The organism is Bradyrhizobium huanghuaihaiense (assembly GCF_007830635.1).
GTDB classification, from domain to species: domain Bacteria; phylum Pseudomonadota; class Alphaproteobacteria; order Rhizobiales; family Xanthobacteraceae; genus Bradyrhizobium; species Bradyrhizobium huanghuaihaiense.
On the sequence record NZ_VLLA01000001.1, the window covers coordinates 819666 to 844090 of the forward strand.

Sequence of the window (24425 nt, forward strand, 5' to 3'; positions counted from 1 at the left end):
AAGTTTTCCACCGAGGCACGCGAGCGCATGCTGCACCGCGTCGACACGCTCGCCGAAGCCGTGAAGGTGACGTTCGACCCTTCGGCGGGCCGCGGATCACGAGAGATGGGGTGACCGTCGAGGACAAGTTCAAGCATGGGCGCGTACCAGATGGTGCGCGAGGTCGCCGCGAAGACCAGCGACTTGGTGATGGCACCGCGACCGCCCTGTCCGTGAAGGCGCTAGGTTGCCGCCTGGCATGAACCCGATGGATCTGAAGCGTGGTATCGATCTGGCGGCGGAAGCCGTGGTCGCCGACCTCGTCAAGAACTCCAAGCAGGTCACCTCGAACGAGGAAATTGCCCCGGTCGGCACCATCTCGGCCAATAGCGACACCGAGATCGGTCGCTACTTAGCGGGAGGGAAGGCCGCTAGAGAGAACCTATAATGTCACAGCGAGACCTGAACATTACAGCCGTCGCAGCCGTCATCGCATGGGTTGGATTTTGCCTGTATATCGGTTGGTTCTAGGTCATGCTCGGACAGAAAGGCTGCGGCGAAGCTCAGACTGCGTCCACATGCCAATAGGTCGATTTCGTTGAGCCGCGCGTGCGTGGTCCGTAGGAGAGCACGGGTCCGGTACACTCATGGCAGCTCCTTCGTTCAGGAGATCGCGAAAAAGAGCGACTGGCCATCGCGATTAATGCGCACCAAAAGGGGTCTATTCTCCTGGCGCGCCTTTGCCCATTCTTCGGCCAGGTCCGGGGGCTGAGCGACGGAGCGATTGTTGGCCGCCACGATCACGTCGCCGGGTCGGATACCGCTCTCGGCCGCTGGTGTGCCGGGTTCGACATCACCGACCACCAACCCCGAATCGACGCCTAGGCGCCGCCGCGCAGCATCCGACATCGGTCCGAGACTCAATCCAAGCCGTTTGCCGTCCTTGTCAGAGTTTTCCCAAGCGCCAGTCCGGGCCGGGCGATCCTGTTGACGCTGCCCAATGGCGACGGTGATCTCCTGCGTCCTACTGTTTCGGACCACCGCAAGCGGGGTCCGCGTCCCCGGCTTCATTTCTCCGACGGCCCGAGACAGAGTGCGCGGTCCCTCAATGATCTTATTTCCAAAGTGCGTGATCACGTCGCCGACCTTGATCCCGGCGTCGTCCGCGGGGCTGCCCGGCTCCACCGCGGCAACTAGTGCGCCCTTGGTGTCGGGCCGGCCCAGCGCTTGTGCGATCCCGGTCGTCAATTCCTGCAGGCGCATACCGACGTAGCCCCGCTCGACATTACCCGTCCGGATGAGCTGATCCGCGACCGCCTGCGCGGTCCGCGACGGAACCGCAAATCCGATGCCGACGTTAACGCCGACCGGCGAAAAGATCGCCGTGTTGACGCCAATCACCTCGCCCGCGGCGTTGAACAGCGGGCCTCCCGAATTACCTTGGTTGATCGAGGCATCCGTCTGCAGAAAATCGTCATATGAGCCGGCTTGGATGTCGCGCGCCCGCGCCGATAGCACCCCGACAGTGACCGTGCCGCCGAGGCCGAAGGGGCTTCCGATCGCGATCGTCCAGGCCCCGGGCTCCATCTTGTCGGAATCCCCCCAGGTTGCGACAGCCATACCGGGACGTGGTTCGATCTTGAGTACCGCGATGTCGGTGGACGGGTCTCGACCGATTAGCTTCGCCGGCACGTCCGTCTTGTCTGTGAAACGGACATGGATCTCGCTGGCTTTGTCCACCACGTGGTTGTTCGTCACGATGTGGCCCTCGGGACTGACGATGAAGCCCGAGCCGAGCGCCGTCCGCGCCTGCGTACGAGGTTCGCCGAAGCGACGCCGAAACAGGTCACCGAAGGGTAGGTCGTCCGGCAGCCCGCGCGCCTCGTCTTCTATCATCTGCTTCGTGAGGATCGCGACGACGGCGGGCATCTTCTCGCGTACAACCGCGGTAAAGTCGATTGGAACCGCGGCCGGCTGGGCAAAAGCCGGTGTCTTCGCCGAAGCGAGCGCACTCGCGGCAAGAGCGCTCGCAACTAGGGTACCGAACAGGTGCGTTCTCAGATGGCGGGTCATGTGGCGCTTCCCTTTTTAAGATTCGATCCGCTCGAACCTCGGCGGAGCTTCGCTCTACGAGTAACGTCGCTCTGCGCGAGCGGTTGCGTTGTTGGAAGCGCAGCGACGTTTTGACCGAAGGCAGCGGCCTGACCGCGGAGCCTGCTCCGGACCGCTATCAGAAGGCAGGGATTTCGAATGTATGGCCGGTGCCTTCCACCGCTGCAGCCCGCTGCGGCGCGGGGCGGACGCCGGATCCGGGTCGTCCGGACGATTAGCCCGCAGTCGGCAGGGAGGCCGCTACGATGGGAAGAGCCCTTGGCGTCCCCCGTTTCCCAGACTTTGGCTCTCCACCCACGCTGGTGGGCCTCTCTGCCGACGACGCCGCAATGCGCCGGAACGGCGCGGAGTTCGCGCTGCGGCCAGGCCGCCGCTGCGGACCGAGCTATCGGCGTCTTCGTTTTAACTCACCCTCGGGAGGCCCCGGTCGTACTCCGTTGGCATGCGGAAGAGCCCGGGCCGAGCGCTGTCGGGCAACAGAAGGGTGTCGACTTTGAAAATCGGAGTGCTCGGCTTCCAGTTCATCCAGCGCATCGAATCCAGGTAGGGAATGGGCGGAAGCGGCAGCAGATGGCCGGCGGTGTCCATGGCCAGCTTCGGCGAACCGTCCATGGCCAGCCTCGGCGAACCGTCCATGCCCCAGGCGCCGAACGGCAGAAGCATTGTCGCCAAAGCAAAGGCGCCTGCCACGATTTTTCGGGTTCGGCGGCCAAATGTCTCCGCACGGGCGGAGTCGAGTGTGCGAGTCCTGATCATCTCATCCTCCCATCGTCGAAAAACTGATCCATGCGATCGTGAGAAGGCTGAGGGCGAACATGAGCCAATGCATTACAGTCGCCCCGCTCTTGCGCGATCGAGATTGCATGCGTGTGCTCATCTGCGTCTCCTTGCTTTGCGTTCCTTTCTCTTTGGTTAGTGGTTAGAGAGCCCGGCCGGTGGCGGCCGGGCTCGGACTCGATCAGAAGTCCATCGGCGGAGCGACGGGCGCCGGCTCGGACTTCTTCGACTTCTCGGCGACCAGCGCTTCGGTGGTGATCAGCAGCGCCGCCACGGAAGCCGCATCCTGCAACGCGGTGCGAACGACCTTGGCCGGATCGATCACCCCTGCCTTCGCCAGGTCCTGGTATTCGCCGGTGGCGGCGTTGAAGCCCCAGTTGTAGCTGGAGTTCTCAAGCAGCTTACCGACCACCAGCGAGCCGTCTTCGCCGGCGTTCTGCACGATCTGCCGTGCCGGTACCTGGATGGCGCGGCGCACGATGTCGACGCCAGCCTTCTGGTCGGCATCCGCGGTCTTGATGCCATCGAGCGCCTTCAAGGCGCGCAGCAGTGCAACGCCGCCGCCGGGCAAGATACCTTCCTCGACCGCCGCCCTGGTCGCGTGCATCGCGTCGTCGACGCGATCCTTGCGCTCCTTGACCTCGACTTCGGTCGCGCCGCCGACGCGGATCACGGCGACGCCGCCGGCCAGCTTCGCAAGCCGCTCCTGCAGCTTCTCGCGGTCGTAGTCGGAGGTGGTTTCTTCGATCTGCATCTTGATCTGGGCGACGCGGGCCTCGATGTCCTTCTTGGACCCCGCACCGTTGACGATGGTCGTGTTCTCCTTGTCGATGACGACCTTCTTGGCACGGCCGAGCATCTTGAGCGTGACGTTCTCGAGCTTGATGCCGAGATCCTCCGAGATCGCCTGGCCACCGGTCAGGACCGCGATGTCCTCCAGCATGGCCTTGCGGCGATCGCCGAAGCCCGGCGCCTTCACGGCCGCGACCTTCAACCCGCCGCGCAGCCGGTTGACGACGAGGGTCGCGAGCGCTTCGCCTTCAACATCCTCGGCAACGACGAGCAGCGGCTTGCCGGACTGCACGACGGCTTCTAGCAGCGGCAGCATGGCCTGCAGGGTCGACAGTTTCTTCTCATGGATCAGGATGTAGGGGTCTTCGAACTCGACCCGCATCTTCTCGGCATTGGTGACGAAATAGGGCGACACGTAGCCGCGATCGAACTGCATGCCTTCGACCACCTCGAGCTCGGTATCGAGGCTCTTGGCTTCCTCCACGGTGATGACCCCGTCGTTACCGACCTTCTGCATGGCGTCGGCAAGAAAGCGGCCGATCTCGATATCGCCATTGGCCGAGATGGTTGCGACCTGGGCGATCTCCTCGTTGGTGGTGACCTTCTTGGCGTGCGCCTTCAAATCATTGACGATGGCTTCGACGGCAAGATCGATGCCGCGCTTGAGATCCATCGGGTTCATGCCGGCGGCGACGGATTTCGCGCCTTCCTTGACAATGGCCTGGGCCAATACGGTCGCGGTGGTGGTCCCGTCGCCCGCGAGGTCGCTCGTCTTGGAGGCGACTTCGCGCACCATCTGCGCGCCCATGTTCTCGAACTTGTCCTCCAGTTCGATCTCCTTGGCGACGGTGACGCCATCCTTGGTGATGCGCGGCGCACCGAAGGATTTCTCGATCACGACGTTCCGCCCCTTGGGGCCGAGCGTGACCTTGACCGCATTCGCCAGCGTATCCACTCCCCGCAGCACCCGGTCGCGGGCGTCGGTGGAGAATTTCACCTCCTTGGCAGCCATGTCCGTTGCTCCTCTCTCCTCAATGACTGTCGGCTTCGCAAGTTGTGGTCAGGCGGCTTTCTTGACTGAGCCGGTCTTGTCGACCACGCCCAGAAGATCGCTCTCCTTCATGATCAAGTAGTCCTGACCGTCGATCTTCACTTCGGTGCCCGACCATTTGCCGAACAAAACCCGGTCTCCCGGCTTGACGTCGATCGGGATCAACTGGCCTTGCTCGCTTCGGCCGCCGGCACCCGCGGCGACGATCTCGCCTTCCTGCGGCTTCTCCTTTGCGGTGTCCGGAATGATAATGCCGCCGGCGGTCTTCTCCTCGGCATCGATGCGGCGCACCAGCACGCGGTCGTGCAGTGGGCGGAAATGCATGCACATCCTCCATGTCAGTTCAGCGATGTCCAAAAGCCGGGTCCGGCAAACGGCCCCCGGGCGAAAACGACCTAGGATCCGAAAAACCGCCATTCAAGAGGTCTTTGAAAAATTTTTCTCACTCCGGCCGTCCGAGTGCCAAGGGCGGTCTTAAAGGACGGATTTGGCTCGACCAGTTAACCGGGAAGAGCTTCCACTCATCGCCCTCGCTCCGAGGCTGACTGTGGATTGAGGCGTCTGCCCAATGTGGAAACCTCGCCAGGAACGACGAACATGGACGACTTTCGCGACCTGGTGATGGCTGGTCGCGGTGCTGTGTGCGAGGCTCATGTTGGTCGCCGGCCTCTTGTTCATTCTGATTTCGTCCGACGGGTCGAAACCGGCGGAGATTCCAAGCCCGCAAGTTGCATCGAGTTCTTTGGAGAGTGGCGCCGGCGAAGCATTCGCTTGCCAATTTCAGGTGAAGGCATGACTAAGACGCGGCGCGCTCTTCAGCGGTTCAGGACCCAAAAGACCAGGCTGAGCACTGCGCTCAAAAGCAAACACGTCATCAACGGGAAATAGAACGTCATATTTTCCCGTTCGATCACGAAGTCGCCGGGCAAGCGACCCAAACCAATTCGGCCTAGATAGGGCCACAGCAGGCCGGCCGCCAAACTTACAACGCCGAGAGTAATCAGAAACCGCGACATCGTTGTCTATCCTGCGGAGGTGAAGTTCAAAGGCGTTACGGAAAGCTAGGGGTCAGCGCCGCTTCTTTTCCTCTTGAGTGCGATAGGCCTTTGCCAAGTTCAAGAGGCTCTCCGAGATTTTTGCATCAGCGGTCACTCTCGCCCTTCGCTCGGCCTTGTCGGCCTTCTTTCGCAAGAATTTGGTTTCCTTTGCCATGGCGCACCCCGCACCGCGAATGAACATCAAGCTCTGACTATCCTTCAACGTACCATGATATCGCGCTACCTCTGTTTCGCACAGATAGGCGAGGCGCCTTGCCCTGGGCGGGCCGACGCACTGCGATCCGAAGTCAGCTTGCCTTCCTGTCGACGTGCTGGAAGGATGCTGGCGTAATCTGCGGCTCCTCGAGATCGAGCAGTGCGTCGATCACCTCCTGGAGACGGGAGGGACCCGCCAGCAAGTTGCCCTTCGAGTGCTCCGTCTCGATCTGATAGGCATCAAGAGCCCGGCGCCGCAGGATGTCACGCTTTCGGGTCGGCGACAGATTGCTGTCCAGCAGCACGTGTTTCGGGTCTGCGTAGCTCTCGGCAGGCTCAGCCCCAGGCCCGAACCCGTGACGGATCACCTCCGGTCCAAGGGTCCGCTCGATCCATTCAAGCCGCCGGCGACGCTGCCGGCTGGCGTCTCGGCCCTCAACCTCGGGATTGTCCGAAACCAGGCGCGGCTTCGACCCCTGCGTCAAGCCTTGTACCGTGTATTGCAGACCTTGGCGACGCGCATATGCGATCGCGGCTTCGGCGGACGGGAACGAAAGTTCGACCTGCGAGAGGGTATCGTCGTCGCCGGTCCAACCCATCAGGGGTTCGATGTACGGGGCCGAGCGGCGCTCGAAACGCAGCGTCCAGCGCTGGGCGCGCGCACGTCCCGAAGTCATCGGCGAGGGGGCAGGCTTGTAGATCACGGCCTGCGCATCCGCCGGAAATACCGACTTCGTCACCGACGCCTCTGGAACGGGCCGTCGCGCCGTAAAGTCCGAATGAGCCGATAAAGGCGCGATGTTCATGAACGCCTCCTTCGAACCAGGCGGGCGGGAGCGAGGCTCCCGTCCGCTTCGTCTTACTTTCCGTTGATTGCGATCCTTTTCACCTTTCGCTCCGCCGTAGGTAACTTCGGCAGCGTGACGGTGAGGACTCCGTCCTTGAACGACGCGGCGACGTTATCCTGGTCGACGTCGGCGACGGGAATGCGTCGCTCGAAACGTCCGTAGTGGCGCTCGCTGAAGCGACGCTCCTTGTCTTCCGTTTCGCTCTTCTTCTCGCCGCTGATCATCAGCACGCCGTCGGCAAGTTCGACCTCGACGTCTTTCTGCTCGATGCCGGGGAGTTCGGCAATAACCTTCACTTCCTTGTCGGTCTCGTTGAGCTCGACGCTGGGCCACCCCATCGTTGCCGGCGGGGCGAACCGGCCGATATCGAGGCCGCGGAATACGTCGTCGAATAGCCGATTCATCTCGCGATGCAGCGAGAGAAACGGGCTGTCACCCTCGGTGCGTCGCGCAGGTACATTGCGGGAGCCGTTGTTCCATGAAATGAGTTCGCGTAGTGCCATTGTATCCTCCTTTCTTGGGTTTGGTCGTCAATCGACCAGCAGTCCGCCGCGCGGACCGAGCCGCGCTGCGGTTGGCTGGGCAGCCAGCCAGTCAGGCCGCCTGCGTATTTTCGGTTTTTTGGCTCTCGTTGCCGGAGCCGACGATCGTAATCCGCCGCGGCTTCATCGCCTCCGGTACCTCCCGCATCAACACGATTGTGAGCAGGCCATTGTCGAACGTCGCGTCCTTCACCTGCATGTGTTCCGACAGGTTGAGCACGCGGCGAAACGGCAGCACGCTGATTCCCTGGTGCAGGTAGTCGCCGTCTTCTTTCCCGGCCATACGGCCTTCGACCACAAGTACGGATTGCTCCGCGGTGATGTCGATGTCTTGCGGCGCGAAGCCGGCCAGTGCCAGCGAGATTCGGTACTGGTGTTCGCCGGTGCGCTCGACATCGAACGGCGGGTAGTTGTCGTCGTCGACTGTCGCGTCATTTACCAGATTCAATAGGCGGTCGAACCCGACGGTCGATCGCCTCAGTGTTGGCAGATCATAAGTTCTCATAACCACATCCTCCTTTGAGCAACATGGATAGGAGCATCACCGGGATGTCCCGATGGCCTTTGCCGGACCCTGCTTTGGCTTCCGACGCCACTTGGGGTGGCCGCAAAAAAAACTAGTTAGCCGTGATTTTGTTTCAAGAGGCTTCCACTTGCCGATCGGCGCGTCGGAACGAACCCGGTTGGCCGGTCTTGATGCCGGAACTAGCGACAATCACTGCGGACTTGGAGTAGCTTTATGCGCCAGCATTTTTACCGGGCGGTTATCCTCATCCTGATCGTGCTGCTTGCCGCCCTGCTCGGGCGGCCCTACCTCGACACCCTGTTGTTTGCCGCTACCGCTCCAAGGCCGATTGCCGCACGGAGCGACTTGGCGGAAGCCGAACGCGCGACAATCGGCCTTTTCGAAAGGGTGTCCCCTTCCGTGGTTCAGGTCGTGGGTGTCGCAGCCAGTTTCGGGTCGATAGACGTCGAAGGCGAAAGCGGCCGCGAACAGAGCGGCACCGGTTTTGTCTGGGACGGCGCGGGGCATGTGGTCACCAACAACCATGTGGTAAGTGGGACCCGGGAGGTTGCGATCCGCTTCGCCACCGGCGAAGTAGTCGGCGCCTCGATCGTCGGGACGGCGCCGAACTACGATCTCGCCGTCGTCAGGCTGCGAAACACCCGCAATCTGCCCGGCCCCGTCGCGGTAGGAAGTTCGGCCGACCTGAAGGTCGGCCAAGCCGCGTTCGCCATCGGCAACCCCTTCGGCCTTGACCAGTCGCTGACGACGGGCGTGATCAGCGCCTTGAAGCGGCGTCTGCCGACGAACGCCGGGCGCGAAATCGGCAACGTCATCCAGACCGACGCCGCCGTGAACCCCGGCAATTCCGGAGGACCGCTGCTGGATTCCGCAGGGCGGCTGATCGGTGTTACGACTGCGATCATATCCCCGTCGGGATCCAACGCCGGCATAGGATTTGCGGTCCCGGTGGACACCGTGAACCGCGTCGTTCCGGAGCTTATCAAGAACGGCCGAGTTCCGACCCCGGGGATCGGTATTGTCGCTGCGAACGAAGCTGTCGCAACCCGCCTTGGAATCGAAGGGGTCGTCGTGGTACGCGCTGTGCCGGGTTCGCCAGCCGCCCAAGCCGGGCTGCGCGGCATAGATCAGACCGGCGCACTCGGAGACATCATCGTGAGCGCGAACGGACAACCTGCCAGGCGACTGTCCGATCTGACTGACCAGCTTGAGGCTGTCGGCGTTGGAAGGGAGATAGAACTCTCGGTGAAACGCAACGAGCGGCCGATCACCGTTCGGGTCAAGGTCGAAGACATCGGCCGCTCCAGTTGAAGAGCATTGCCAACATCGCTCAAAAAAATCCGAACCAAGGAACTAGGCCAAGCCGTTTGTGGTTTATGGGACATCCCAACATACCCAGGGAGGTGTGAGATGAACTCCAAATCGTCCATGCTCTCGCGGCTCGGCCTGGCCCTCGTCGGCTCGCTGGGCATTGGCATGAACAGCGCATCCGCGCAGAGCGTGTATTTCGAAACTTATGCGGAGCCTTTTCCGATCGTCGAGCCCTACGAGGTCGTGATGGCGCCCAGATACGTCGTACGACCCGCCGTCGTCGCGCCACCCATCGTGCGTGAACGCACCATCGTGGTGAGTCGCCCAGGCTATGTGTCGACGCCCCTGGTGGCACCGCCAATGCCGCCGCCTTATGTAGTGGCCGACTGGTAGGTAACGTCCAATGCTGGAGCCCAAGGCCCCGAGGGGCGTTGGGCTCTCGATAAGAAGTTTTGACAAGCGTTATGGTGTCGGTTCGAACATCACGATCGCGCGGAAAAGACGTCGGCCCTACCGGCTTCCCGCAGAAAGGACAAACGCCCGGAGCTGCAAAATGCGACAACTAGTAGCAATCCTCATCTTCGCCATGGCGGCTACCGTGGCGCAGGCAAAGCAGGACGGGGACGCTCGACCCACAGGCCGGTCTAAAGATCCGCCCAGGGCGTCCGTAACAACTCCCGACCGATTGCTTTGGCCTCAAGACGTTCGCAACAAGGCGCGCGGCAAGACCGTTGAGACCATCATTCCCGACATTTGCACCGGTTGCTGAGCAGGCGCTCAAGCAGGCCCAAAGTCGTGCGGAAATCCGCTCTGAAGGCCGCCGAGATGGACTGTATAGCCAGCCCTGCGAGGAGCGCATCGGATATTCTTCCCATGACATCCGATCCGATTTGCCTCAAAAGCCGGACGAGATGTCGGTGGCACCCACCGGTGATGATTAGGGACAGCCGATCATCAGGTCGCTTCTTCGATCCAACTCGGGGCTCCAGCACGACCGCCGAGGCGCCTCGGGCTGGCGATTATCTGATCGTGACGATCTCGACAGGAGACTTGAAGGAACGTTCATCGGAAACTTCCAATGGCCGCGTTACCGCGGTTGCTGTTCAACCGACGAGGTGACGACGGCGGGAGCCTCTGGGTTTATTGCCGGGGGATCCGGGCGCGTTACGAGGTAGAGCTCGCCCGCTACCAGCATGACGGCGGCGACCGCCACGCCAAACATGGCCAGCACAAGATCGTAAAAGTCGTCCATCACATTCGAAATTCGACGCGCGCAGGATGGAGCCATCGCCTTTGGCTATCCGCGCGAGCGCTAGTGGAGAATAACAGCGGGTCGAAAGACCTTTGGCTATCCGCGACAGGCGCCGTTGTGAACGGCGGGCAATGGCTCCGCCTCATCGAACGTCGTACGAAATAATTCGTTCCCGATTGTTGCTGTCGCCACCCCGCCGTCGTCAATGCGGTTGCATTCCTTTGGGTCCAGCCGGGTAACGTCGTTATGGCTCGAACGCAGTTGCGATGGCCTAAGCGCAGGAGCTGCGAGGGGCAGCTTTAACGATTGTTCATCAAAATTAAATGTTTGATATTCCGCAACTTCCGCCGTCTTTTCGGTTTCTCGGGTCCCAAAAGGAGGGACACATGAAACCAAAATCTGCTCTTGTTGGCTTGTTCTCGCTCGCCGCTGTTGGATTGGCGCCGCAGTTGGCATCAGCCATGCCGAACGGCTTGCCGCATGCCAACCAGATTTCGAACGTCGAGCAAGTCCGCTGGGTCTGCAACCCGTGGGGCGGCTGCTGGTGGCGGCCGAACTACTATCGCTCCTACGGCTTCTACCCCGTGCCACGCTTCGGTCATCGACATTGGGGCTGGCACCATCGCGGTGGGCGCCGGCGGTAAGCTGCCGGGGGTTTCGGCCCCCATTTTGTTAGTGCTGGCGAAAAGGGTGCCCCTCCGAATCGGCTTTTCTCCTAACGCCAAAATTTTTACCGACCCTTGAAACCAAATTCGGTTTTCATAATTTTCTAGTCGCCACCGCAGGGTGGCCCGGGCGCCTTAGGGCCCGGAGACGGGCACCGGTCGTGTCCGGTGCCGCTTGTAACCATTTTGCTCTTTGGAGGATCTGGCCATGCGCACTTACGACTTCTCTCCCCTCTGGCGTTCGACCATCGGTTTTGACCGCCTGTTCGACCTCGCGGAATCCGCACAGCGGGCGACCGAGGACAATTACCCGCCCTACAACATCGAACGGCTCGGCGAGGACAGCTATCAGATATCGCTCGCGGTGGCCGGCTTCTCGCCCGACGAAATCTCGATCACCGCCGAGCAGAACGTCGTGACGATCGAAGGCAACAAGCCCGAAAAAGCCGAACGTCAATTCCTGTACAGAGGTATTTCGACTCGCCACTTCAAACGCCAGTTCAACTTGGCTGATTACGTCCAGGTCAAGAACGCGTCGTTCGATAACGGTCTGCTTAAGATCGAACTGGTCCGGGAAATCCCCGAGGCCATGAAGCCGCGGCGGATCGCCATCAACGGCAGCAACGTTCATCAGATCGAAGCCAAGGCGGCTTGAGCGAATACCGTGCGGCGGCCCGGCCGCGTTGGGTCGGGCTGCCGCTCACCCTCGTCTTAGAACGGAGGAACACATGCGGCCGACGACCGCCACCCACGACAACGTTTTCGACTTCCAGGCGCTGCTGCACCCCGGCACCGTCTTCGAGCATCCCAAGGACGTGGTATCGCATCCGGATCTGACGCTGGCCGAGAAGCGGGCGATCCTTGCCTCCTGGGCTTCCGACGCTTCAGCGATCGCCTCATGTCCCGCGTTGCGGGCTCCGGAAGGACTGAAGGCGCCGGTAAGCATTGACGCCATCCTTGAGGCGTTATGTGAACTCGATGGCGGCCCGCGCAACCCGCCTGGTGGCACACCAAAGCGCCGGTTCTCAACGGCGCGGGCGCTGGCAGCTTGAGGAGGTACGCATGGATGATATCCGGTTACCTCGTCACGTGATCGACCGGCTGGAGCATCGCTGGGCTAACCGGCTGCAGCAGGACGCGAAGGCATGGAGCGGCGATAGGGGCCGTTCGGTCCGGTTACGCCATGTGCAGTCCTACGGTCCGCGAGACATCCCTGTCACCGTCAAACGTTCTCGCCGTCCTGCGGAGGCCTTTAGGTTCGAATAGAACCGCAAGACTTCGAAAGCGATGGATGACCCATACGATCTAGTGCTGGGCATGTTTGCTTTGGCGATGGCTGTCGTCCACGCGCAACCGTCCCAGGCGACAGGACGACTGAAGTACGATCGCCCGAACGAGAGGAAGCGGATTTTTTCATACGGCAATCTATGGATGCCGCCCCGAACTGCGATCGTCGACGTGGCACGACGTGGAAAGCGTTTACCATCCGCTCGAATCCGCTTGAGCTGAGTTTCGGATTCCGGTACATACTGGCGGTACACACAACCCACCGCGGTTGTCTGGAAACGCTGATTTTACAGCGGTTTTCGAGGTCCTCGGGACCCTGGCAGAGAATCCCTCCCTCTCCGCCATATCAACACGACGCCTCCAAATAGCTCCGCAAAATCAGCCTGATGCCGGTGCCGCTCGGCCCGCCAGCACTGTCCGTGCCGTCGTCACAAACGCCTGCGCCGCCGGCGACAGCGTCCGGCCCTGGCGCTGCAGCAGCGACACCGGCCGCGTGAGGGCGGGCCGCACCAGCGGCCTTGCGATCAGCGTCGGAAACTGGTCGGCCGGCAGCATCGTGGCGGGGAGGATGGCGAGGCCGAGGCCTTGCGCGGTCATGGCGAGCGCGGTGTTGATCAGCGTCACTTCATAGGTCGGATCGAGGCGCTTGCCCTGCGCGCTCAGCGCCTGATCGATCTGCATGCGGATGCGTGTCTCGCGGCGCATCGCGATCGTCGGCAGTTGCGCGAGCTCGTCCCATGTCAGGGAGCGGCGTGCGGCGAAGTCGGCGGTGCGGCGGCCGATGGCGCTGAGGCGGCCGCTCGTCAGCGTCTCGATCGTCATGTCGGCGAATTCGCCCTCCACGCTGCCGATCGCGAACTCCGCGTCGGTCGCGCTCAGGCGCGACACGAGATCGTCGGCGGCAACGTCCCGCATGTCGATCTCGATGTCGGGATGGCCAGCGCGGAATCTTGCGAGCACCAGGGGCAGCAGCGCCGAGGCGGTGCCGGCCGAGGCGAGAAACGCGACGCGGCCGGCGCGGGCCTGTGCGAGGTCGCGCATTCGGCGCGACAGGCCGTGCGCATCGCTCAGCATGCGTTCGGCGGCGTGGACGGCTTCATCGGCGGCCAGCGTCGGCTGCACCGAGCGCGTGGAGCGGTCGAACAGTTTGACGCCGAGCTGGGCTTCGAGCTGCTGGATCAACAGGCTCGCCGCCGATTGCGTGATTCCGAGCTCGCGGGCGGCCCGCGTGATGCTGCGTGTCCGGTACACGCCTGTGAAGGCCCGCAATTGACGCAAGGTGACATTCATAGGCAAAGCTCATGAATTGATGAGTTCTTTCCGGCTTATCGCATAAACGGACCTGCAATAAAATGCATGCTGCGTGGGCAACGAATCCGCGGTGACAAGGGACGGAAACGAACATGAGGACACAGGTACTGGTGGTGGGCGCCGGGCCCGTCGGATTGACCGCGGCGATGGATCTGGCCTCGCGCGGAATCGACGTCGTCGTCGCGGAGATGCGTCACGCCGGCGATCCGCCCAGCGTCAAGTGCAACCATGTGTCGGCGCGCTCGATGGAGATTTTTCGACGGCTCGGCGTTGCCGCCAAGCTGCGCGATGCGGGCCTCCCTGCGGACTTTCCCAACGACTGCTCCTACCGGACCACGGCGACCGGCATCGAGCTCTGCCGCATCGACATTCCCTCCCGCGCGCGCCGCTACAGCGCGACCGGCGGCCCCGACACCTGGTGGCCGACCCCCGAGCCGCCGCACCGGATCAACCAGGTCTATCTCGAGCCGATCCTGTTCAGCCATGCCGCGGCGCAGCCGCGGATCAAGATCCTGGCGCGCACGGAAATCACCGAGATCGAACAGGACGGCGACCATGTCGTCGCGCTGGCGCGCGACCTCGACAGCGGCGCTTCGCTCCGCATCGAAGCGTCCTTCGTGATCGGCTGCGACGGCAGCCGGTCCCTCGTTCGCAAAGCGATCGGCGCCAGCCTGTCCGGCACGCCGGTGATCCAGCGCGTGCAGTCGACCTTCATCGAAGCGCCGCAACTGAAGGAGTTGATGGGCGCGCACAAGCCAGCCTGGATGGTGCTCTCGCTCAATCCGCGCCGCTCCGGCACCACGGTTGCGATCGACGGTCACGACCGCTGGCTGATCCACAATCATCTGAAGCCGGACGAGCCCGAGTTCGATTCGGTCGATCGCGACTGGTCGATCCGCGCCATCCTCGGCGTCGACGAGCGCTTCGAATACAAAGTTCTCAGCAAAGAAGATTGGGTCGGACGCCGGCTCGTGGCCGATCGCTTCCGCGACCGCAGGGTCTTCATCTGCGGCGACGCCGCGCATCTGTGGATGCCCTATGCCGGCTACGGCATGAATGCGGGCATTGCGGACGCCGTCGACCTCTGCTGGCAATTGGCGGCACATCTGAACGGCTGGGCGCCGGCTGCGATCCTCGATGCCTATGAGGCGGAGCGCCAGCCGATCACCGAGCAGGTGTCGCGCTTTGCGATGGACCACGCGATGAAGATGATGGCGCAGCGCGGCGGCGTCTCGGCGGAGATCGAGGACGACACGCCACGCGGCCAGGCGGCGCGCGCGGCGCTGGCGAGGGCAGCCTACGATCTCAACGTGCAGCAATATTGCTGCGCCGGCCTCAACTTCGGCTACTATTACGATGCCTCGCCGATCATCGCCTATGATGGCGAGACACCGCCGCCTTACGCGATGGGCAGCTTCACGCCCTCCACCGTGCCGGGCGCTCGCGCACCGCATCTGTTCCTGCGCGACGGGCGGTCGCTCTACGATGCGTTCGGCGCCGGCTACACATTGCTGCGGTTCGACCCGGCGATCGATGTGACGCGGCTGCAGTCCGCAGCAAGGGAGCGTGGCGTGCCGCTCGCGCTGGTCGACATCGCGCCTGATGAGGCGAACGGCGCCTATGCCGAGAAACTGGTGTTGGCGCGGCCCGATCAGCACGTCGCGTGGCGCGGGCAGGCCGCGCCGGAAAATCCACTCGGCTTGCTGGCGCGCATCACCGGCGCTGCGGCGTAAGACAACTTCAAGCGGACAGCCTGGCGGTGCGAGACGCCGGCTGTGTTTCAAGAACAAAAGCACACTTAAGGAGGAGAACGTGTTTCACGTTGCAAGGCGCCGCATCCTGGCCGTGCTGACGGCTGCGACTTTCGCCGTGTTGCCGCTGGAGGCGGGCCGCGCCGCCTATCCCGAGCAATTGATCAAGGTCATCGTGACCTTCCCGCCCGGCGGCAGCGCCGACACCGTCATCCGCGCGCTCGAGCCGCTGGTTGCGGCCGAGCTCAAGCAGAGCCTGGTCATCGAGAACCGCGCGGGCGCGGGCGGCAACATCGGCATGGCCGCGGTCGCGCAGGCCAAGCCCGACGGCTACACGCTCGGTGTTGCGCCGGCGGGTGCGCTCACGGTGAATCCGCACCTCAATGCCGCGATGCCATTCGAGCTGAAGGACCTCGCGCCCATCACCTTGCTCGCGGAAATTCCCTTCGTGCTGGTCGCCTCCGCGAATATCCCGGCGCACACCGCCGCGGAGACTATTGCGCTCGCCAAGGCCAAGCCGGGCGCGCTGTCGATCGGGCATGGCGGCAACTCGACGGCCATGCATTTGACCGCCGCCCTGTTCACGCAGAAGACCGGGATCGCCATGGAGCTGGTCCCGTATCGTGGGACCGCGCCCGCGACGGTCGATGTTCTCGCAGGCCATGTCCCCTTCGCCGTGCTGGACATCCCGGCATCGCGGCAATTGATCCTCGACGGCAAGCTCAACGCGATCGGCGTGTCCTCCGCGCGCCGCCTCCCGTCCTTGCCCGATGTGCCGACACTGGCCGAGAGCGGCGTCGCCGGTTTCGAATCCGTCGGCTGGTTCGGGCTCGTTGCTCCCGCCGGCACGCCCGCGGATGCCATCGGCAGGCTGAACGCAGCCTTTACCAAAGCTCTGAAGGATCCCTCGGTGGCGGAGAAGATCCGGACCCTCGGCGCAGAGCCGGCACCGATGGCGCCCGAGCAGTTCGGCCGCTTCATTCAGAGCGAGAGCACGAAATGGGGCAAGCTCATCAGCGAGGCCGGCATCAAGGCGAATTAGGTTCACTCTTCACGCCAACTTAGCCGGCGACATCGGCTCCTTCCGCTGCCTCGCGATCGATCGGCGCCACGCCGCCGACCGCTCCTTCGCGTGCGCAATGTCCACCGCCGTACGCCCGCTAACGCGCGGCGATGCCTGCGCTCTCGATCACCCGCTTGTAGCGCGCGGTCTCCTCGACGATGAACGGCTCCATCTCGGTCGGCCCCTTGTCGGCGATCGACACCTGGCCGTTGGCGGCGAGATCCGCGACGATGGCGGGGTCGGCGAGCGCGGCGGCCAGCGCCTCGGAGAGCCTGCCCACGATTCTCGGGTCGGTCCCGGCCGGGACCGAGACCCAGGTCGAGCCGACACTGACGGCGTCCGGGTAGCCGGCCTCCAGCACCGTCGGCGCGTCGGGCAGCGCGGCCAGCCGCGCCGTGCCGGTGGTGCCGAGCACCTTGACCTTGCCGGTGTCGATCAGCGGCCTGAGCACGGTAAGGTAGTCGAAGGAGACGTCCAGGATGCCCGACATCATGTCAGTCATCTGGCTCGAGCCCGACTTGTAGGGCACGTGGGTCAGCTTGATGCCGGCGGCCGCCTGGAACATCTCGCCGGCAAGGTGCTGGGCAGTGCCGGGGCCGGGGGAGCCGAAATTGACCTTGCCCGGGTTGGCCTTCGCGTAGGCGACGAACTCAGCCAGCGTGCTGTAGGGCGCTGCTGCGGTCGCGACGAGGATCTGGTTCGCCGAGCTCACGCCGCGGATATGGACGTAGCTCTTGAGCGGATCGTAGTTGAGCTTCGCCAGCCCCAGGTTCGGCTGGATCGTCATCGGCCCGCCGGAGGCGTAGAGCACGGTGTAGCCGTCGGGTTGGGCCCGGGCAACGAACTCCGTCCCAATGGTCCCGCCAGCGCCAGGTCGGTTCTCCACCACCACGGGCTGCCCAAGCCGCGTCCGCAGCAGCTCCGCGATCTTGCGCGAGACGAGGTCGGTGACGCCGCCGGCCCCGAACGGCACCACCCAGGTGATCGCGCGGTTCGGCCAGGATTCCGCGGCCGTCTGAGCCCTCGCGGCGCTCACCTGGAACGCCAGCGTCGTCGCGGCGGCGAGACACAGGAGCGCTCTCATCACCGTGGATCCGGGGCGACCGCTCAGGCCGCCGCCCGCGCCAAATCCCATGGATGAAGTCCTCCCTCGCTGCAGCGTGGCCGTTTACGGCCATGTTGACCGAAAGTTACAGCTTTGAGTCTCCTCCAACCATTGGCGCAGTCCGAGCATCTCTTTTGCAAAATATGAAAAGATCGATGAATCGCTTTCAGGCCATGAGCTGCTCGTCAGCACTGTCCGCGAGCGCAGCTTCTCGGCGGCCGGCCGCCCGTTGAACCTGCCGGCCGCGGGGGCCGACCTAGCAACAGCCCGCCGGCCGGCAGGGAACGAGGTCATTTACGACGATGTTCGACAAAGCCTACCGGCAGCGCCTCGAAGCTGACCTTGCGCAATGGGAAGCCGATGGCGTGATCGCGCCGACGGCGGCCGTCTCCATCCGAAATGCGCTGCCGCCACTGTCGCCCGGCATCAACATCGCCGTGGTCGTCGCCATTGTCGGCGGCCTCCTGATCGCGGCCGCGTTCCTCGCCTTCGTCGCGGCCCACTGGACGGAGATCGCGCGGCTGATGCGGTTTGCGATCCTGATCGCCGGCATGGCCGTCGCTGGCGGCCTCGGCGCCTGGTTCGCCGCGAGGGAGCGCACCGTTCTCGCCGATCTCTGCGCCAGCATCGGTGCGATCATCTTCGGCGCCGGCATCGCGCTGGTCGGCCAGATGTATCATCTCGGCGAAGACTTCGCCGGCGGCATGCTGTTGTGGTCGATCGGCGCGTTCGCCGCAGCCGTGCTGACCGGCTCGCGTGGTGCGCTCGCGGTCGGCCTCGCGGCCGCCTCGGTCTGGACCTGCATGCGGGTTTACGATGCGCCGGATGTCCTGCATCTTCCGTTCCCAGCGGTCTGGCTGTTCGCCGCCGTTGTTGCCTTCAGCTGGAATTCCCGCGTCGCCGCTCACCTCGTCGCGATCGCGGTGCTGCCGTGGTGGGTTGCGACGTCGCTTCGTTTCGAGTTCGATGGCGCCCAGCCGTCATTCGTGCTCGCCAACGGTGCCGCCTTGCTGTTCGGCGCGGGGCTTGCGATCGCCGCCGCGCCGTCGCCGAGGGCGCTCCGGCTCGGCAGCGTCCTGTCGATCTACGGCGCGTTTTCACTGGCCGTCGTCGCGTTCCTGGAGGTGACGACGGTCGACGACATCGTCCGCTTCCGGGCCGGTTCTGGTGCGGGCCAGCCGCTTTGGGCCATCGTGTGCGGGGTTGCCGGAGTGATCCTTGCGCTGGCGTCGGCCGCGATCACCAGACGCGCAGGCGAAGTCCTCGCAGCAGGCGCGATCGGGCTGGTCCTGCTCGCGGCGCCGGTGTGGCCGGCCTCCATGGCCGGCGAGTCCTGGCTCGCCTATGCCGCGCTGCTCTCAGCCATGCTCTGTCTCGTCGTCTCCGGCATGCTCGATGACGTGCGTCCGCGCATCGTCGCCGGCTGGCTCGGGATTGCCGGGGTCATCGCGGGCATCACCTGGGCGGTGAAGGGATCGCTACTGCGCCGCTCGGCGTTCCTGGCGGCGGCGGGCGTCGCGGCCGTCGCATTTGCAACCGCGCTCAATCGCGTGCTGCCGAGGGCCGGGCGATGACCGATCTGATCGCATCCGTCACAAAACTCTGGCTGCGCATTCCGAAAGCCGTGCTGTTCGGTGCCGCCATCCTGATCCAATGCGCGCTGCTGGTTCTGATGGTTGCCGATCGCATGCAGATCCTGCGCGACGGCCGCGAGGTGACCCTGCAAACCCAGCCCGTCGATCCCCGCGATCTCCTGCGCGGCGATTATGTCGTGCTGCGCTACGACATCTCGCAGCTGCCGGCAGGTAGCCTCACCGGCAAGCCGTCCGGGACGCGCAATCCCGTCGTGTTCGTCAAGCTCGCGCCCAACGCCAACGGGCTTTACGAGGCCGTCTCGGTGCATGCCGAGCCTGTTCCGGTCACGGCGCCCGAAATCCTGATCCACGGCCGCGTCAGCTATTCTTGCGGTTCGACCAGCCCCATCTTCTGTGACAAGCTGACGATCAAATACGGTCTCGAAAGCTATTTCGTGCCCGAAGGCGAGGGCAGGACGCTCGAGCAGGCCCGCAATCAGCAGAAGCTGCGCGTCGTCGCCGCCGTGCTGCCCTCAGGCCGCGCCGCCATCAAGCGGCTGCTGCTCGACGGCAAGCCGGTGTATGAGGAGCCGTGGTATTAGGCGTCGCTGATCCTCAAGCCGCCTTCAAGGCCCGCCGCAGCACGTCCCACATCCGCGGCTCGCTCATGTGCGCCACGTTGAACCGCATGAAGCTCGTTGCCGTCTGCGACACGCTGAACACGTTGCCCGGGGCGAGCACGACGTCCTCTTCGAGCGCGGCGCGCGCCACCGCCGTGGCGTCCTGTCCGCCCGCAAGGCGGCACCAGAGGAAGAAGCCGCCGCGCGGCATCAGCCAGGGTTCGATGCCAAGGGCCTGAAGTTTTCGCGCGATGTCGCGGCGCGTGCGCGTGAGCCTCTGTCTGAGCTCGTCCATGTGCTTGCGATAGCTACCGCCGGCCAGCACGTTGGCGATGAGTTCGGTCGCAACCGGGCTCGGCCCGCCAAAACTGGTCGCGACCTGGAGGTCGACCAGTTGCTCGATCCAGTCGGCGCGTCCCGCAATGTAGCCGCAGCGCACCGAGGCCGACAGCGTCTTGGAGAAGCTGCCGATGCGGATCACGCGGTTGAGCCCGTCGAGCGCGGCAAGGCGCGGCGAGCGCTCCGGCTCGAAATCGCCGAAGATGTCGTCCTCGACGATGGTGAGATCGTGCGCGGCGGCCGCCGTCAGAAGCCGGTGCGCGGTCTGCAGCGACATCGTCGCGCCGGTCGGGTTGTGCAGCGCTGAATTGGTGATGTAGAGCCGCGGCCGCTCGCCGGCGAGGACCTGCTCGAAGCGTGTGACGTCAGGGCCCGACGGCGTATAGGGCACGCTGATGATCTTCGCCTGATGCGCCCGCAGCAGCGCGCGAAAATTGAAGTAGCAGGGGTCGTCGACCAGCACCGTGTCGCCGGGGCGGAGCAGGAAGCGGCAGATCAGGTCGGTTGCCTGCGTGCCCGAGCCCGTCAGCATCAGCTGGTTGACCGAGGCCTCGATCTCATCTTCGGCGAGGCGCTTCAGCAGCAGTCGGCGCAGAGCGGGGGAGCCTGATGTCGAGCCGTAATTGGTCAAGACGCTCGCATCCGTGCGGGCAAGGGCGCGCGCGGCGCGGCGCAAGGCGTCCTCCGGCATCCAGTCCGGCGGCAGCCAGCCGCAGCCGGGCTTGAGCACGCTCTCGTCGGCATCGAGCGATTGCCTGGACACCCAGAACGGGTCGACCGCGCGGTCGCGGCGCGGCTCGGCCTCGGTCAACGCAAGTGGCGGCATGACGCTCGGCGAAACATAGAAGCCCGAGCAGCGGCGGGCGCGGATCAGGCCCTCGGCCGCCAGGCGATCATAGGCTTCGACCACCGTGGAGGGCGAAACGCCCATCGTCGCGGCGAGACCCCGGATCGATGGCAGCCGGTCGCCGGCGCCGAGCGCGCGGCCGGCGACCCTGGCGCGGATCGCGCTCATCACGTCGCTCGTCCGCGTTCCGTTGCGACCCTTTCCTTGCGCGCCGTCCAAAGTGTATGACCTTCCATATCCATACAGTTTGGCGCAATTGTACTGCATTGTCGCTGTCCCCGCCACCGCGGAAGACCGAAGATCGCGGTCCCAAAAAGAGGTGGACATGCAATCGGCGGGCAGCGGCTGGGGCAACGGGCTTCTCGGCGTCATCATCTTCAGCGGCTCGCTGCCGGCGACGCGCGTGGCCGTCGGCGGCTTCTCCGCGCTGTTCCTGACGTCGGCGCGCGCGGTCATTGCCGCACTGATCGGCGCGGCCGTGCTCTTCCTGCTGCGTCAAACCTGGCCGGAGCGGCGCGATCTCGCCTCGCTCGCCATCGTCTCCATCGGTGTCGTGGTCGGCTTTCCCCTGCTCACGGCGCTCGCGCTCCAGCACATCACGTCCGCGCATTCGATCGTGTTCATCGGGCTGTTGCCCTTGTCGACCGCGATCTTCGCCGTGCTGCGCGGCGGCGAGCGGCCAAAGCCGCTGTTCTGGCTGTTCGCGATCCTCGGCAGCGCCACCGTGGTCGGCTTCGCTCTCTCCAGCGACGGCTCCGCCTCGCTGACAGGCGATCTCCTGATGGTCGCGGCGATCGTGCTGTGCGGGCTCGGCTATGCCGAAGGCGCCGCGCTGTCGCGCCGTCTCGGCGGCTGGCAGGTGATCTCCTGGGCGCTGCTGCTGGCGCTGCCGCTGATGGTGCCGGTCGTGGCCCTGACCTCGCCGCCGGCATGGAGCAGCGTTGATACGCCCGCCTGGATCGGGCTCGCCTACGTCTCCGTCTTCAGCATGTTCGTCGGCTTCATCTTCTGGTACCGCGGGCTTGCCATTGGCGGCATCGCCCGCGTCGGCCAGTTGCAGCAGCTGCAACCGTTCTTCGGCCTCGCGCTCGCCGGCTTCCTGCTGCACGAGCCGGTCGCCTGGAGCATGATCGCCGCGACCGCGCTCGTCGTCGTCTGCGTCTTCTTCGCGCGGCGGTTCGCCTGAGGCTGAAAGCCTCAGGCCTGTCCCATCACCGTCCGCGTCAGCGCGCTCTTTGCGAACTTCTTCAGCGGCATCGGCTTGCCGAACAGAAAACCCTGCACGAGGTCGAAGCCGAGCTCGTTGGCGGCGACGAGATCGGCGCGGCTCTCGACGCCTTCGGCGATGGCGCCGACACCGTAGCCTTGTGCAAGCTCGACGATGTGGCGGCACACCGTCCGCTTCAGCCGATCATCGCCGCTGCCGGTGACGAAGTGCCGGTCGGCCTGCAGCTTGATGAAGGGGATCTTGCCGAGGTCCATCAGCGAGGGCCAGTTGGCGCCGAGATTGGCGATCGACAGGCCGATATTGTGCAGGCGCACCTCGCGGGCGACCTCGACGAGGTGATCGAGGTCGCGGAACGCCTCCTCGCTGTCGATCTCGATCGTCAGTCCGCCGAAGGCCGGATGCGTCGGCACACGGCGGCAGAGATCGCGCACGGCCTGCGGCTCTTTCAGGTAGGAGGCCGGCAGGTTGATCGAGAGATCGACCGGGCCCTGCCGCTCCAGCAGATAGTGCCAGTCCTGCACGGCGCGCTCGATGACGAATTCCGACAGGTTTCGCAGATGCGGATCGTCCGCTTCGGGAATGAAATAGGCGGGCGGCACCACACCCCAGGTCGGATGCCGCATCCGCACCAGCGCTTCGGCGCCGCTGCGGATCAGCGTCCTCGCGTCGATCTTGGGCTGGTACCACAGCTCGAGCCAGCCGGCATGCAGGGCCTCGCCGACATGCACGGCGGGGCTCGGCGCCGGCTCCTCCGGCAGCAGCATCGCGACGCGGTCGCGCAGCGTCTCCGCGGCAAAGGGCGTGGTCAGCGGCGGCAGCATCGCAAGACCGTATTCCTCGCCGACCTGCTGTACGGCCCTGACGATGATCGACTCGCGGGCGCCGACGGCGAGAACTTTGCCGTCGAATGACTCGCGCACCAATATCTCCAGGAATTTCCCGGGCTCGATGCCGTCGGCGGAGATGCCGAGCAGGATCAGGTCCGGCAATTCGCGCGTCAGCACGGCTTGCAGCTCGTCCGCGCTGGCGCACTCGCTGGTGACGAAGCCGAGGTCCTCCAGCACTTCGGCGAGGAAGGCGCGCAAATGGCGCTTGCCGTCGGCGACGCAAGCGCGCGGCGTCATCTTTCGCCGCCCGAAGGTTTTGGGCCTTCGTCCGGCGAGCTCAACAATTTCATCGTTCATCGCAAACCACTCCCGTTCCGCGACAGGTGTTAGCGACGGGAGCAGTTTCAAATATGGAGAGCTTCAGCCGATTGTTGAATTATCTGGGTAACGTTAAAGCGCGCACCACGTCTAAAATTGTCTGGATCTCGTTGCAGAAGTTTTTACGTCTGACCGCACATGACGGCAGCGTGACACCGTCATCGCGGAAGAATCTCGAATGATGCGGCCAGTTGCGCGCGCGAGGTCGGTGTCCTGCAATAGGACGGAGCCGTTCGCGTTTTGCCCAATTGAATAACGGCGGTATCAGTTGCCGGTGGCCTTCTCGTGTTGAGCCATCCCGACCGCCTTGTAGTCGTAGGTCGGATAGAACTCGGTGCGGTAGGGACCCCACGCGGTGTCCTCGACGACGCGATTGACCTCGCGCAGCCGCGAGGCCGGCAGGCGCAGCGTGACGACCTGGCCGATGCCCATCATCACGTACCAGCTCACGACCTCAATGCCGGGCGGCGGAAACGCCTTGCGGAAGCCCTGCCTGTCGAGCTGCGCATTCAGTTCGCTCAAGGGGCGGGACTGGTCGTGCTTGAAGAAGATGGTGAGCAGCACCGCATTGTCCGCGGTCGGCGCCGCATCGTCCTGCGGCGGCGACGTCTGTGCCATCGTCGTCGATGTCAGCGCCAGCGCGACCGTCAGCAGGGCAGCCATCGTCAATGTACGTCGGTTCGACCTCATCGCGGATTCCTTCCCATCCTCGTGCGATGGACCGGAGCATAGAAGCGACGCATCCAGCGGGAGAACTCATATTCGCGCGATGCGCGTATGTTCCGCCGTCGCTCGTGACGGTTCTGCGACAATGCGCGCGGGCCAGACGGCGCGTGTGTGAAGCAGATCACATGTGCATTGCTGCAGCTGCGCTAATTGTCCACGTAGCCGGTGGTGGGCTGTCGAGGATTGCAGCTATGTCGATGCGGCGAATGATGTATTGGTGGTTCAGGTTCGTACTGTCAGGGCGGTTTATGGATCGCTTCC

Annotated in this window: 24 protein-coding genes and 1 pseudogene; 11 read left to right on the plus strand and 14 right to left on the minus strand. The window is 64.2% G+C overall.

The window, feature by feature from the left end; all coding sequences use genetic code 11:
• Positions 1-27: 27 nt before the first annotated feature.
• Positions 28-397: pseudogene (gene groEL / locus IQ16_RS03875) on the plus strand (chaperonin GroEL); the annotation flags it as partial.
• Positions 398-642: 245 nt separating this feature from the next.
• On the opposite strand, the gene IQ16_RS03880 reads toward groEL, so the two are convergent.
• From IQ16_RS03880 to IQ16_RS03925, 9 genes are all read right to left on the minus strand, one after another.
• On the minus strand, positions 643-2052 hold the full coding sequence (locus tag IQ16_RS03880) for a Do family serine endopeptidase (protein ID WP_145831236.1): 1410 nt from the start codon (positions 2050-2052) through the stop codon (positions 643-645).
• A gap of 441 nt (positions 2053-2493) precedes the next feature.
• The gene (locus IQ16_RS03885) at positions 2494-2847 is read right to left on the minus strand and encodes a hypothetical protein (RefSeq protein ID WP_145831237.1); all 354 of its coding nucleotides are present in this window, start codon (positions 2845-2847) and stop codon (positions 2494-2496) included.
• A gap of 202 nt (positions 2848-3049) precedes the next feature.
• Complete coding sequence (groL, locus tag IQ16_RS03890) at positions 3050-4672, minus strand: chaperonin GroEL (RefSeq protein WP_145831238.1); 1623 nt, start codon at positions 4670-4672, stop codon at positions 3050-3052.
• A 48-nt stretch (positions 4673-4720) separates the two neighbouring features.
• Positions 4721-5035: a co-chaperone GroES gene (gene groES, locus IQ16_RS03895; protein WP_145831239.1), complete on the minus strand. Its 315-nt coding sequence runs from the start codon at positions 5033-5035 to the stop codon at positions 4721-4723.
• A gap of 491 nt (positions 5036-5526) precedes the next feature.
• The gene (locus IQ16_RS03910) at positions 5527-5727 is read right to left on the minus strand and encodes a DUF2905 domain-containing protein (RefSeq protein WP_145831240.1); all 201 of its coding nucleotides are present in this window, start codon (positions 5725-5727) and stop codon (positions 5527-5529) included.
• Between the two features lie 52 nt (positions 5728-5779).
• Positions 5780-5953 (minus strand): hypothetical protein, encoded by a 174-nt coding sequence (locus IQ16_RS45015; RefSeq protein ID WP_158646911.1) that lies wholly within the window; start codon positions 5951-5953, stop codon positions 5780-5782.
• A 103-nt stretch (positions 5954-6056) separates the two neighbouring features.
• Positions 6057-6770 (minus strand): ETC complex I subunit, encoded by a 714-nt coding sequence (locus IQ16_RS03915; protein ID WP_145831241.1) that lies wholly within the window; start codon positions 6768-6770, stop codon positions 6057-6059.
• 53 nt (positions 6771-6823) lie between these two features.
• A complete protein-coding gene (locus IQ16_RS03920; protein ID WP_145831242.1) occupies positions 6824-7315 on the minus strand; it encodes an Hsp20/alpha crystallin family protein in 492 nt (163 codons plus the stop codon).
• A 91-nt stretch (positions 7316-7406) separates the two neighbouring features.
• The gene (locus IQ16_RS03925; RefSeq protein WP_145831243.1) at positions 7407-7859 is read right to left on the minus strand and encodes an Hsp20 family protein; all 453 of its coding nucleotides are present in this window, start codon (positions 7857-7859) and stop codon (positions 7407-7409) included.
• Between the two features lie 234 nt (positions 7860-8093).
• Between IQ16_RS03925 and IQ16_RS03930 the strand changes: the two genes are divergently transcribed.
• The 5 genes from IQ16_RS03930 (at position 8094) to IQ16_RS03950 (ending at position 12160) form a co-directional block, all read left to right on the plus strand.
• On the plus strand, positions 8094-9191 hold the full coding sequence (locus IQ16_RS03930) for a S1C family serine protease (RefSeq protein ID WP_145831244.1): 1098 nt from the start codon (positions 8094-8096) through the stop codon (positions 9189-9191).
• Positions 9192-9290: 99 nt separating this feature from the next.
• A complete protein-coding gene (locus IQ16_RS03935) occupies positions 9291-9584 on the plus strand; it encodes a hypothetical protein (RefSeq protein ID WP_145831245.1) in 294 nt (97 codons plus the stop codon).
• A 1245-nt stretch (positions 9585-10829) separates the two neighbouring features.
• Complete coding sequence (locus IQ16_RS03940) at positions 10830-11087, plus strand: hypothetical protein (protein ID WP_145831246.1); 258 nt, start codon at positions 10830-10832, stop codon at positions 11085-11087.
• 229 nt (positions 11088-11316) lie between these two features.
• Positions 11317-11763, plus strand: a complete 447-nt coding sequence (hspD, locus tag IQ16_RS03945; protein ID WP_145831274.1) for a small heat shock protein HspD — start codon at positions 11317-11319, stop codon at positions 11761-11763.
• Between the two features lie 73 nt (positions 11764-11836).
• On the plus strand, positions 11837-12160 hold the full coding sequence (locus tag IQ16_RS03950) for a hypothetical protein (protein WP_145831247.1): 324 nt from the start codon (positions 11837-11839) through the stop codon (positions 12158-12160).
• A 613-nt stretch (positions 12161-12773) separates the two neighbouring features.
• Here IQ16_RS03950 and IQ16_RS03955 read toward each other — a convergent pair.
• Positions 12774-13685, minus strand: coding sequence for a LysR family transcriptional regulator (locus IQ16_RS03955; protein WP_145831248.1), 912 nt, complete (start codon positions 13683-13685; stop codon positions 12774-12776).
• Positions 13686-13798: 113 nt separating this feature from the next.
• Here IQ16_RS03955 and IQ16_RS03960 point away from each other — a divergent pair, with 113 nt between their 5' ends.
• Positions 13799-15439: an FAD-dependent oxidoreductase gene (locus IQ16_RS03960; RefSeq protein ID WP_018646887.1), complete on the plus strand. Its 1641-nt coding sequence runs from the start codon at positions 13799-13801 to the stop codon at positions 15437-15439.
• A 79-nt stretch (positions 15440-15518) separates the two neighbouring features.
• On the plus strand, positions 15519-16499 hold the full coding sequence (locus IQ16_RS03965) for a Bug family tripartite tricarboxylate transporter substrate binding protein (protein ID WP_018646888.1): 981 nt from the start codon (positions 15519-15521) through the stop codon (positions 16497-16499).
• A 118-nt stretch (positions 16500-16617) separates the two neighbouring features.
• Here IQ16_RS03965 and IQ16_RS03970 read toward each other — a convergent pair whose 3' ends face one another.
• Entirely contained in the window at positions 16618-17604 is a 987-nt protein-coding gene (locus IQ16_RS03970; RefSeq protein ID WP_035667748.1) for a Bug family tripartite tricarboxylate transporter substrate binding protein, read from the minus strand.
• A 323-nt stretch (positions 17605-17927) separates the two neighbouring features.
• On the opposite strand from IQ16_RS03970, the gene IQ16_RS03975 reads away from it, so the two are divergent.
• Complete coding sequence (locus IQ16_RS03975; RefSeq protein ID WP_018646890.1) at positions 17928-19199, plus strand: DUF2157 domain-containing protein; 1272 nt, start codon at positions 17928-17930, stop codon at positions 19197-19199.
• Positions 19196-19801, plus strand: a complete 606-nt coding sequence (locus tag IQ16_RS03980; protein WP_018646891.1) for a GDYXXLXY domain-containing protein — start codon at positions 19196-19198, stop codon at positions 19799-19801. The genes IQ16_RS03975 and IQ16_RS03980 overlap by 4 nt, the downstream gene beginning before the upstream one ends.
• A 13-nt stretch (positions 19802-19814) precedes the next feature.
• Here the strand turns inward: IQ16_RS03980 and IQ16_RS03985 are convergent, their stop codons facing one another.
• The gene (locus tag IQ16_RS03985; protein WP_244635507.1) at positions 19815-21173 is read right to left on the minus strand and encodes an aminotransferase-like domain-containing protein; all 1359 of its coding nucleotides are present in this window, start codon (positions 21171-21173) and stop codon (positions 19815-19817) included.
• Between the two features lie 157 nt (positions 21174-21330).
• Between IQ16_RS03985 and IQ16_RS03990 the strand changes: the two genes are divergently transcribed.
• A complete protein-coding gene (locus tag IQ16_RS03990; protein ID WP_018646893.1) occupies positions 21331-22191 on the plus strand; it encodes a DMT family transporter in 861 nt (286 codons plus the stop codon).
• Between the two features lie 11 nt (positions 22192-22202).
• On the opposite strand, the gene IQ16_RS03995 is transcribed toward IQ16_RS03990, so the two are convergent.
• Positions 22203-23417: an EAL domain-containing response regulator gene (locus IQ16_RS03995; protein ID WP_018646894.1), complete on the minus strand. Its 1215-nt coding sequence runs from the start codon at positions 23415-23417 to the stop codon at positions 22203-22205.
• 285 nt (positions 23418-23702) lie between these two features.
• Entirely contained in the window at positions 23703-24128 is a 426-nt protein-coding gene (locus IQ16_RS04000) for a hypothetical protein (RefSeq protein WP_145831249.1), read from the minus strand.
• Positions 24129-24425 lie beyond the last annotated feature (297 nt).

Excerpts from the sequence above, each read along its gene's own strand:
- IQ16_RS03880 (WP_145831236.1), bottom strand. The coding sequence starts at position 2,052 with ATGACCCGCCATCTGAGAACGCACCTGTTCGGTACCCTAGTTGCGAGC.
- IQ16_RS03885 (WP_145831237.1), bottom strand. The coding sequence starts at position 2,847 with ATGATCAGGACTCGCACACTCGACTCCGCCCGTGCGGAGACATTTGGC.
- groL (WP_145831238.1), bottom strand. The coding sequence starts at position 4,672 with ATGGCTGCCAAGGAGGTGAAATTCTCCACCGACGCCCGCGACCGGGTG.
- groES (WP_145831239.1), bottom strand. The coding sequence starts at position 5,035 with ATGCATTTCCGCCCACTGCACGACCGCGTGCTGGTGCGCCGCATCGAT.
- IQ16_RS03910 (WP_145831240.1), bottom strand. The coding sequence starts at position 5,727 with ATGTCGCGGTTTCTGATTACTCTCGGCGTTGTAAGTTTGGCGGCCGGC.
- IQ16_RS03915 (WP_145831241.1), bottom strand. The coding sequence starts at position 6,770 with ATGAACATCGCGCCTTTATCGGCTCATTCGGACTTTACGGCGCGACGG.
- IQ16_RS03920 (WP_145831242.1), bottom strand. The coding sequence starts at position 7,315 with ATGGCACTACGCGAACTCATTTCATGGAACAACGGCTCCCGCAATGTA.
- IQ16_RS03925 (WP_145831243.1), bottom strand. The coding sequence starts at position 7,859 with ATGAGAACTTATGATCTGCCAACACTGAGGCGATCGACCGTCGGGTTC.
- IQ16_RS03930 (WP_145831244.1), top strand. The coding sequence starts at position 8,094 with ATGCGCCAGCATTTTTACCGGGCGGTTATCCTCATCCTGATCGTGCTG.
- IQ16_RS03935 (WP_145831245.1), top strand. The coding sequence starts at position 9,291 with ATGAACTCCAAATCGTCCATGCTCTCGCGGCTCGGCCTGGCCCTCGTC.
- IQ16_RS03940 (WP_145831246.1), top strand. The coding sequence starts at position 10,830 with ATGAAACCAAAATCTGCTCTTGTTGGCTTGTTCTCGCTCGCCGCTGTT.
- hspD (WP_145831274.1), top strand. The coding sequence starts at position 11,317 with ATGCGCACTTACGACTTCTCTCCCCTCTGGCGTTCGACCATCGGTTTT.
- IQ16_RS03950 (WP_145831247.1), top strand. The coding sequence starts at position 11,837 with ATGCGGCCGACGACCGCCACCCACGACAACGTTTTCGACTTCCAGGCG.
- IQ16_RS03955 (WP_145831248.1), bottom strand. The coding sequence starts at position 13,685 with ATGAATGTCACCTTGCGTCAATTGCGGGCCTTCACAGGCGTGTACCGG.
- IQ16_RS03960 (WP_018646887.1), top strand. The coding sequence starts at position 13,799 with ATGAGGACACAGGTACTGGTGGTGGGCGCCGGGCCCGTCGGATTGACC.
- IQ16_RS03970 (WP_035667748.1), bottom strand. The coding sequence starts at position 17,604 with ATGAGAGCGCTCCTGTGTCTCGCCGCCGCGACGACGCTGGCGTTCCAG.
- IQ16_RS03975 (WP_018646890.1), top strand. The coding sequence starts at position 17,928 with ATGTTCGACAAAGCCTACCGGCAGCGCCTCGAAGCTGACCTTGCGCAA.
- IQ16_RS03980 (WP_018646891.1), top strand. The coding sequence starts at position 19,196 with ATGACCGATCTGATCGCATCCGTCACAAAACTCTGGCTGCGCATTCCG.
- IQ16_RS03985 (WP_244635507.1), bottom strand. The coding sequence starts at position 21,173 with ATGAGCGCGATCCGCGCCAGGGTCGCCGGCCGCGCGCTCGGCGCCGGC.
- IQ16_RS03990 (WP_018646893.1), top strand. The coding sequence starts at position 21,331 with ATGCAATCGGCGGGCAGCGGCTGGGGCAACGGGCTTCTCGGCGTCATC.
- IQ16_RS03995 (WP_018646894.1), bottom strand. The coding sequence starts at position 23,417 with ATGAACGATGAAATTGTTGAGCTCGCCGGACGAAGGCCCAAAACCTTC.
- IQ16_RS04000 (WP_145831249.1), bottom strand. The coding sequence starts at position 24,128 with ATGAGGTCGAACCGACGTACATTGACGATGGCTGCCCTGCTGACGGTC.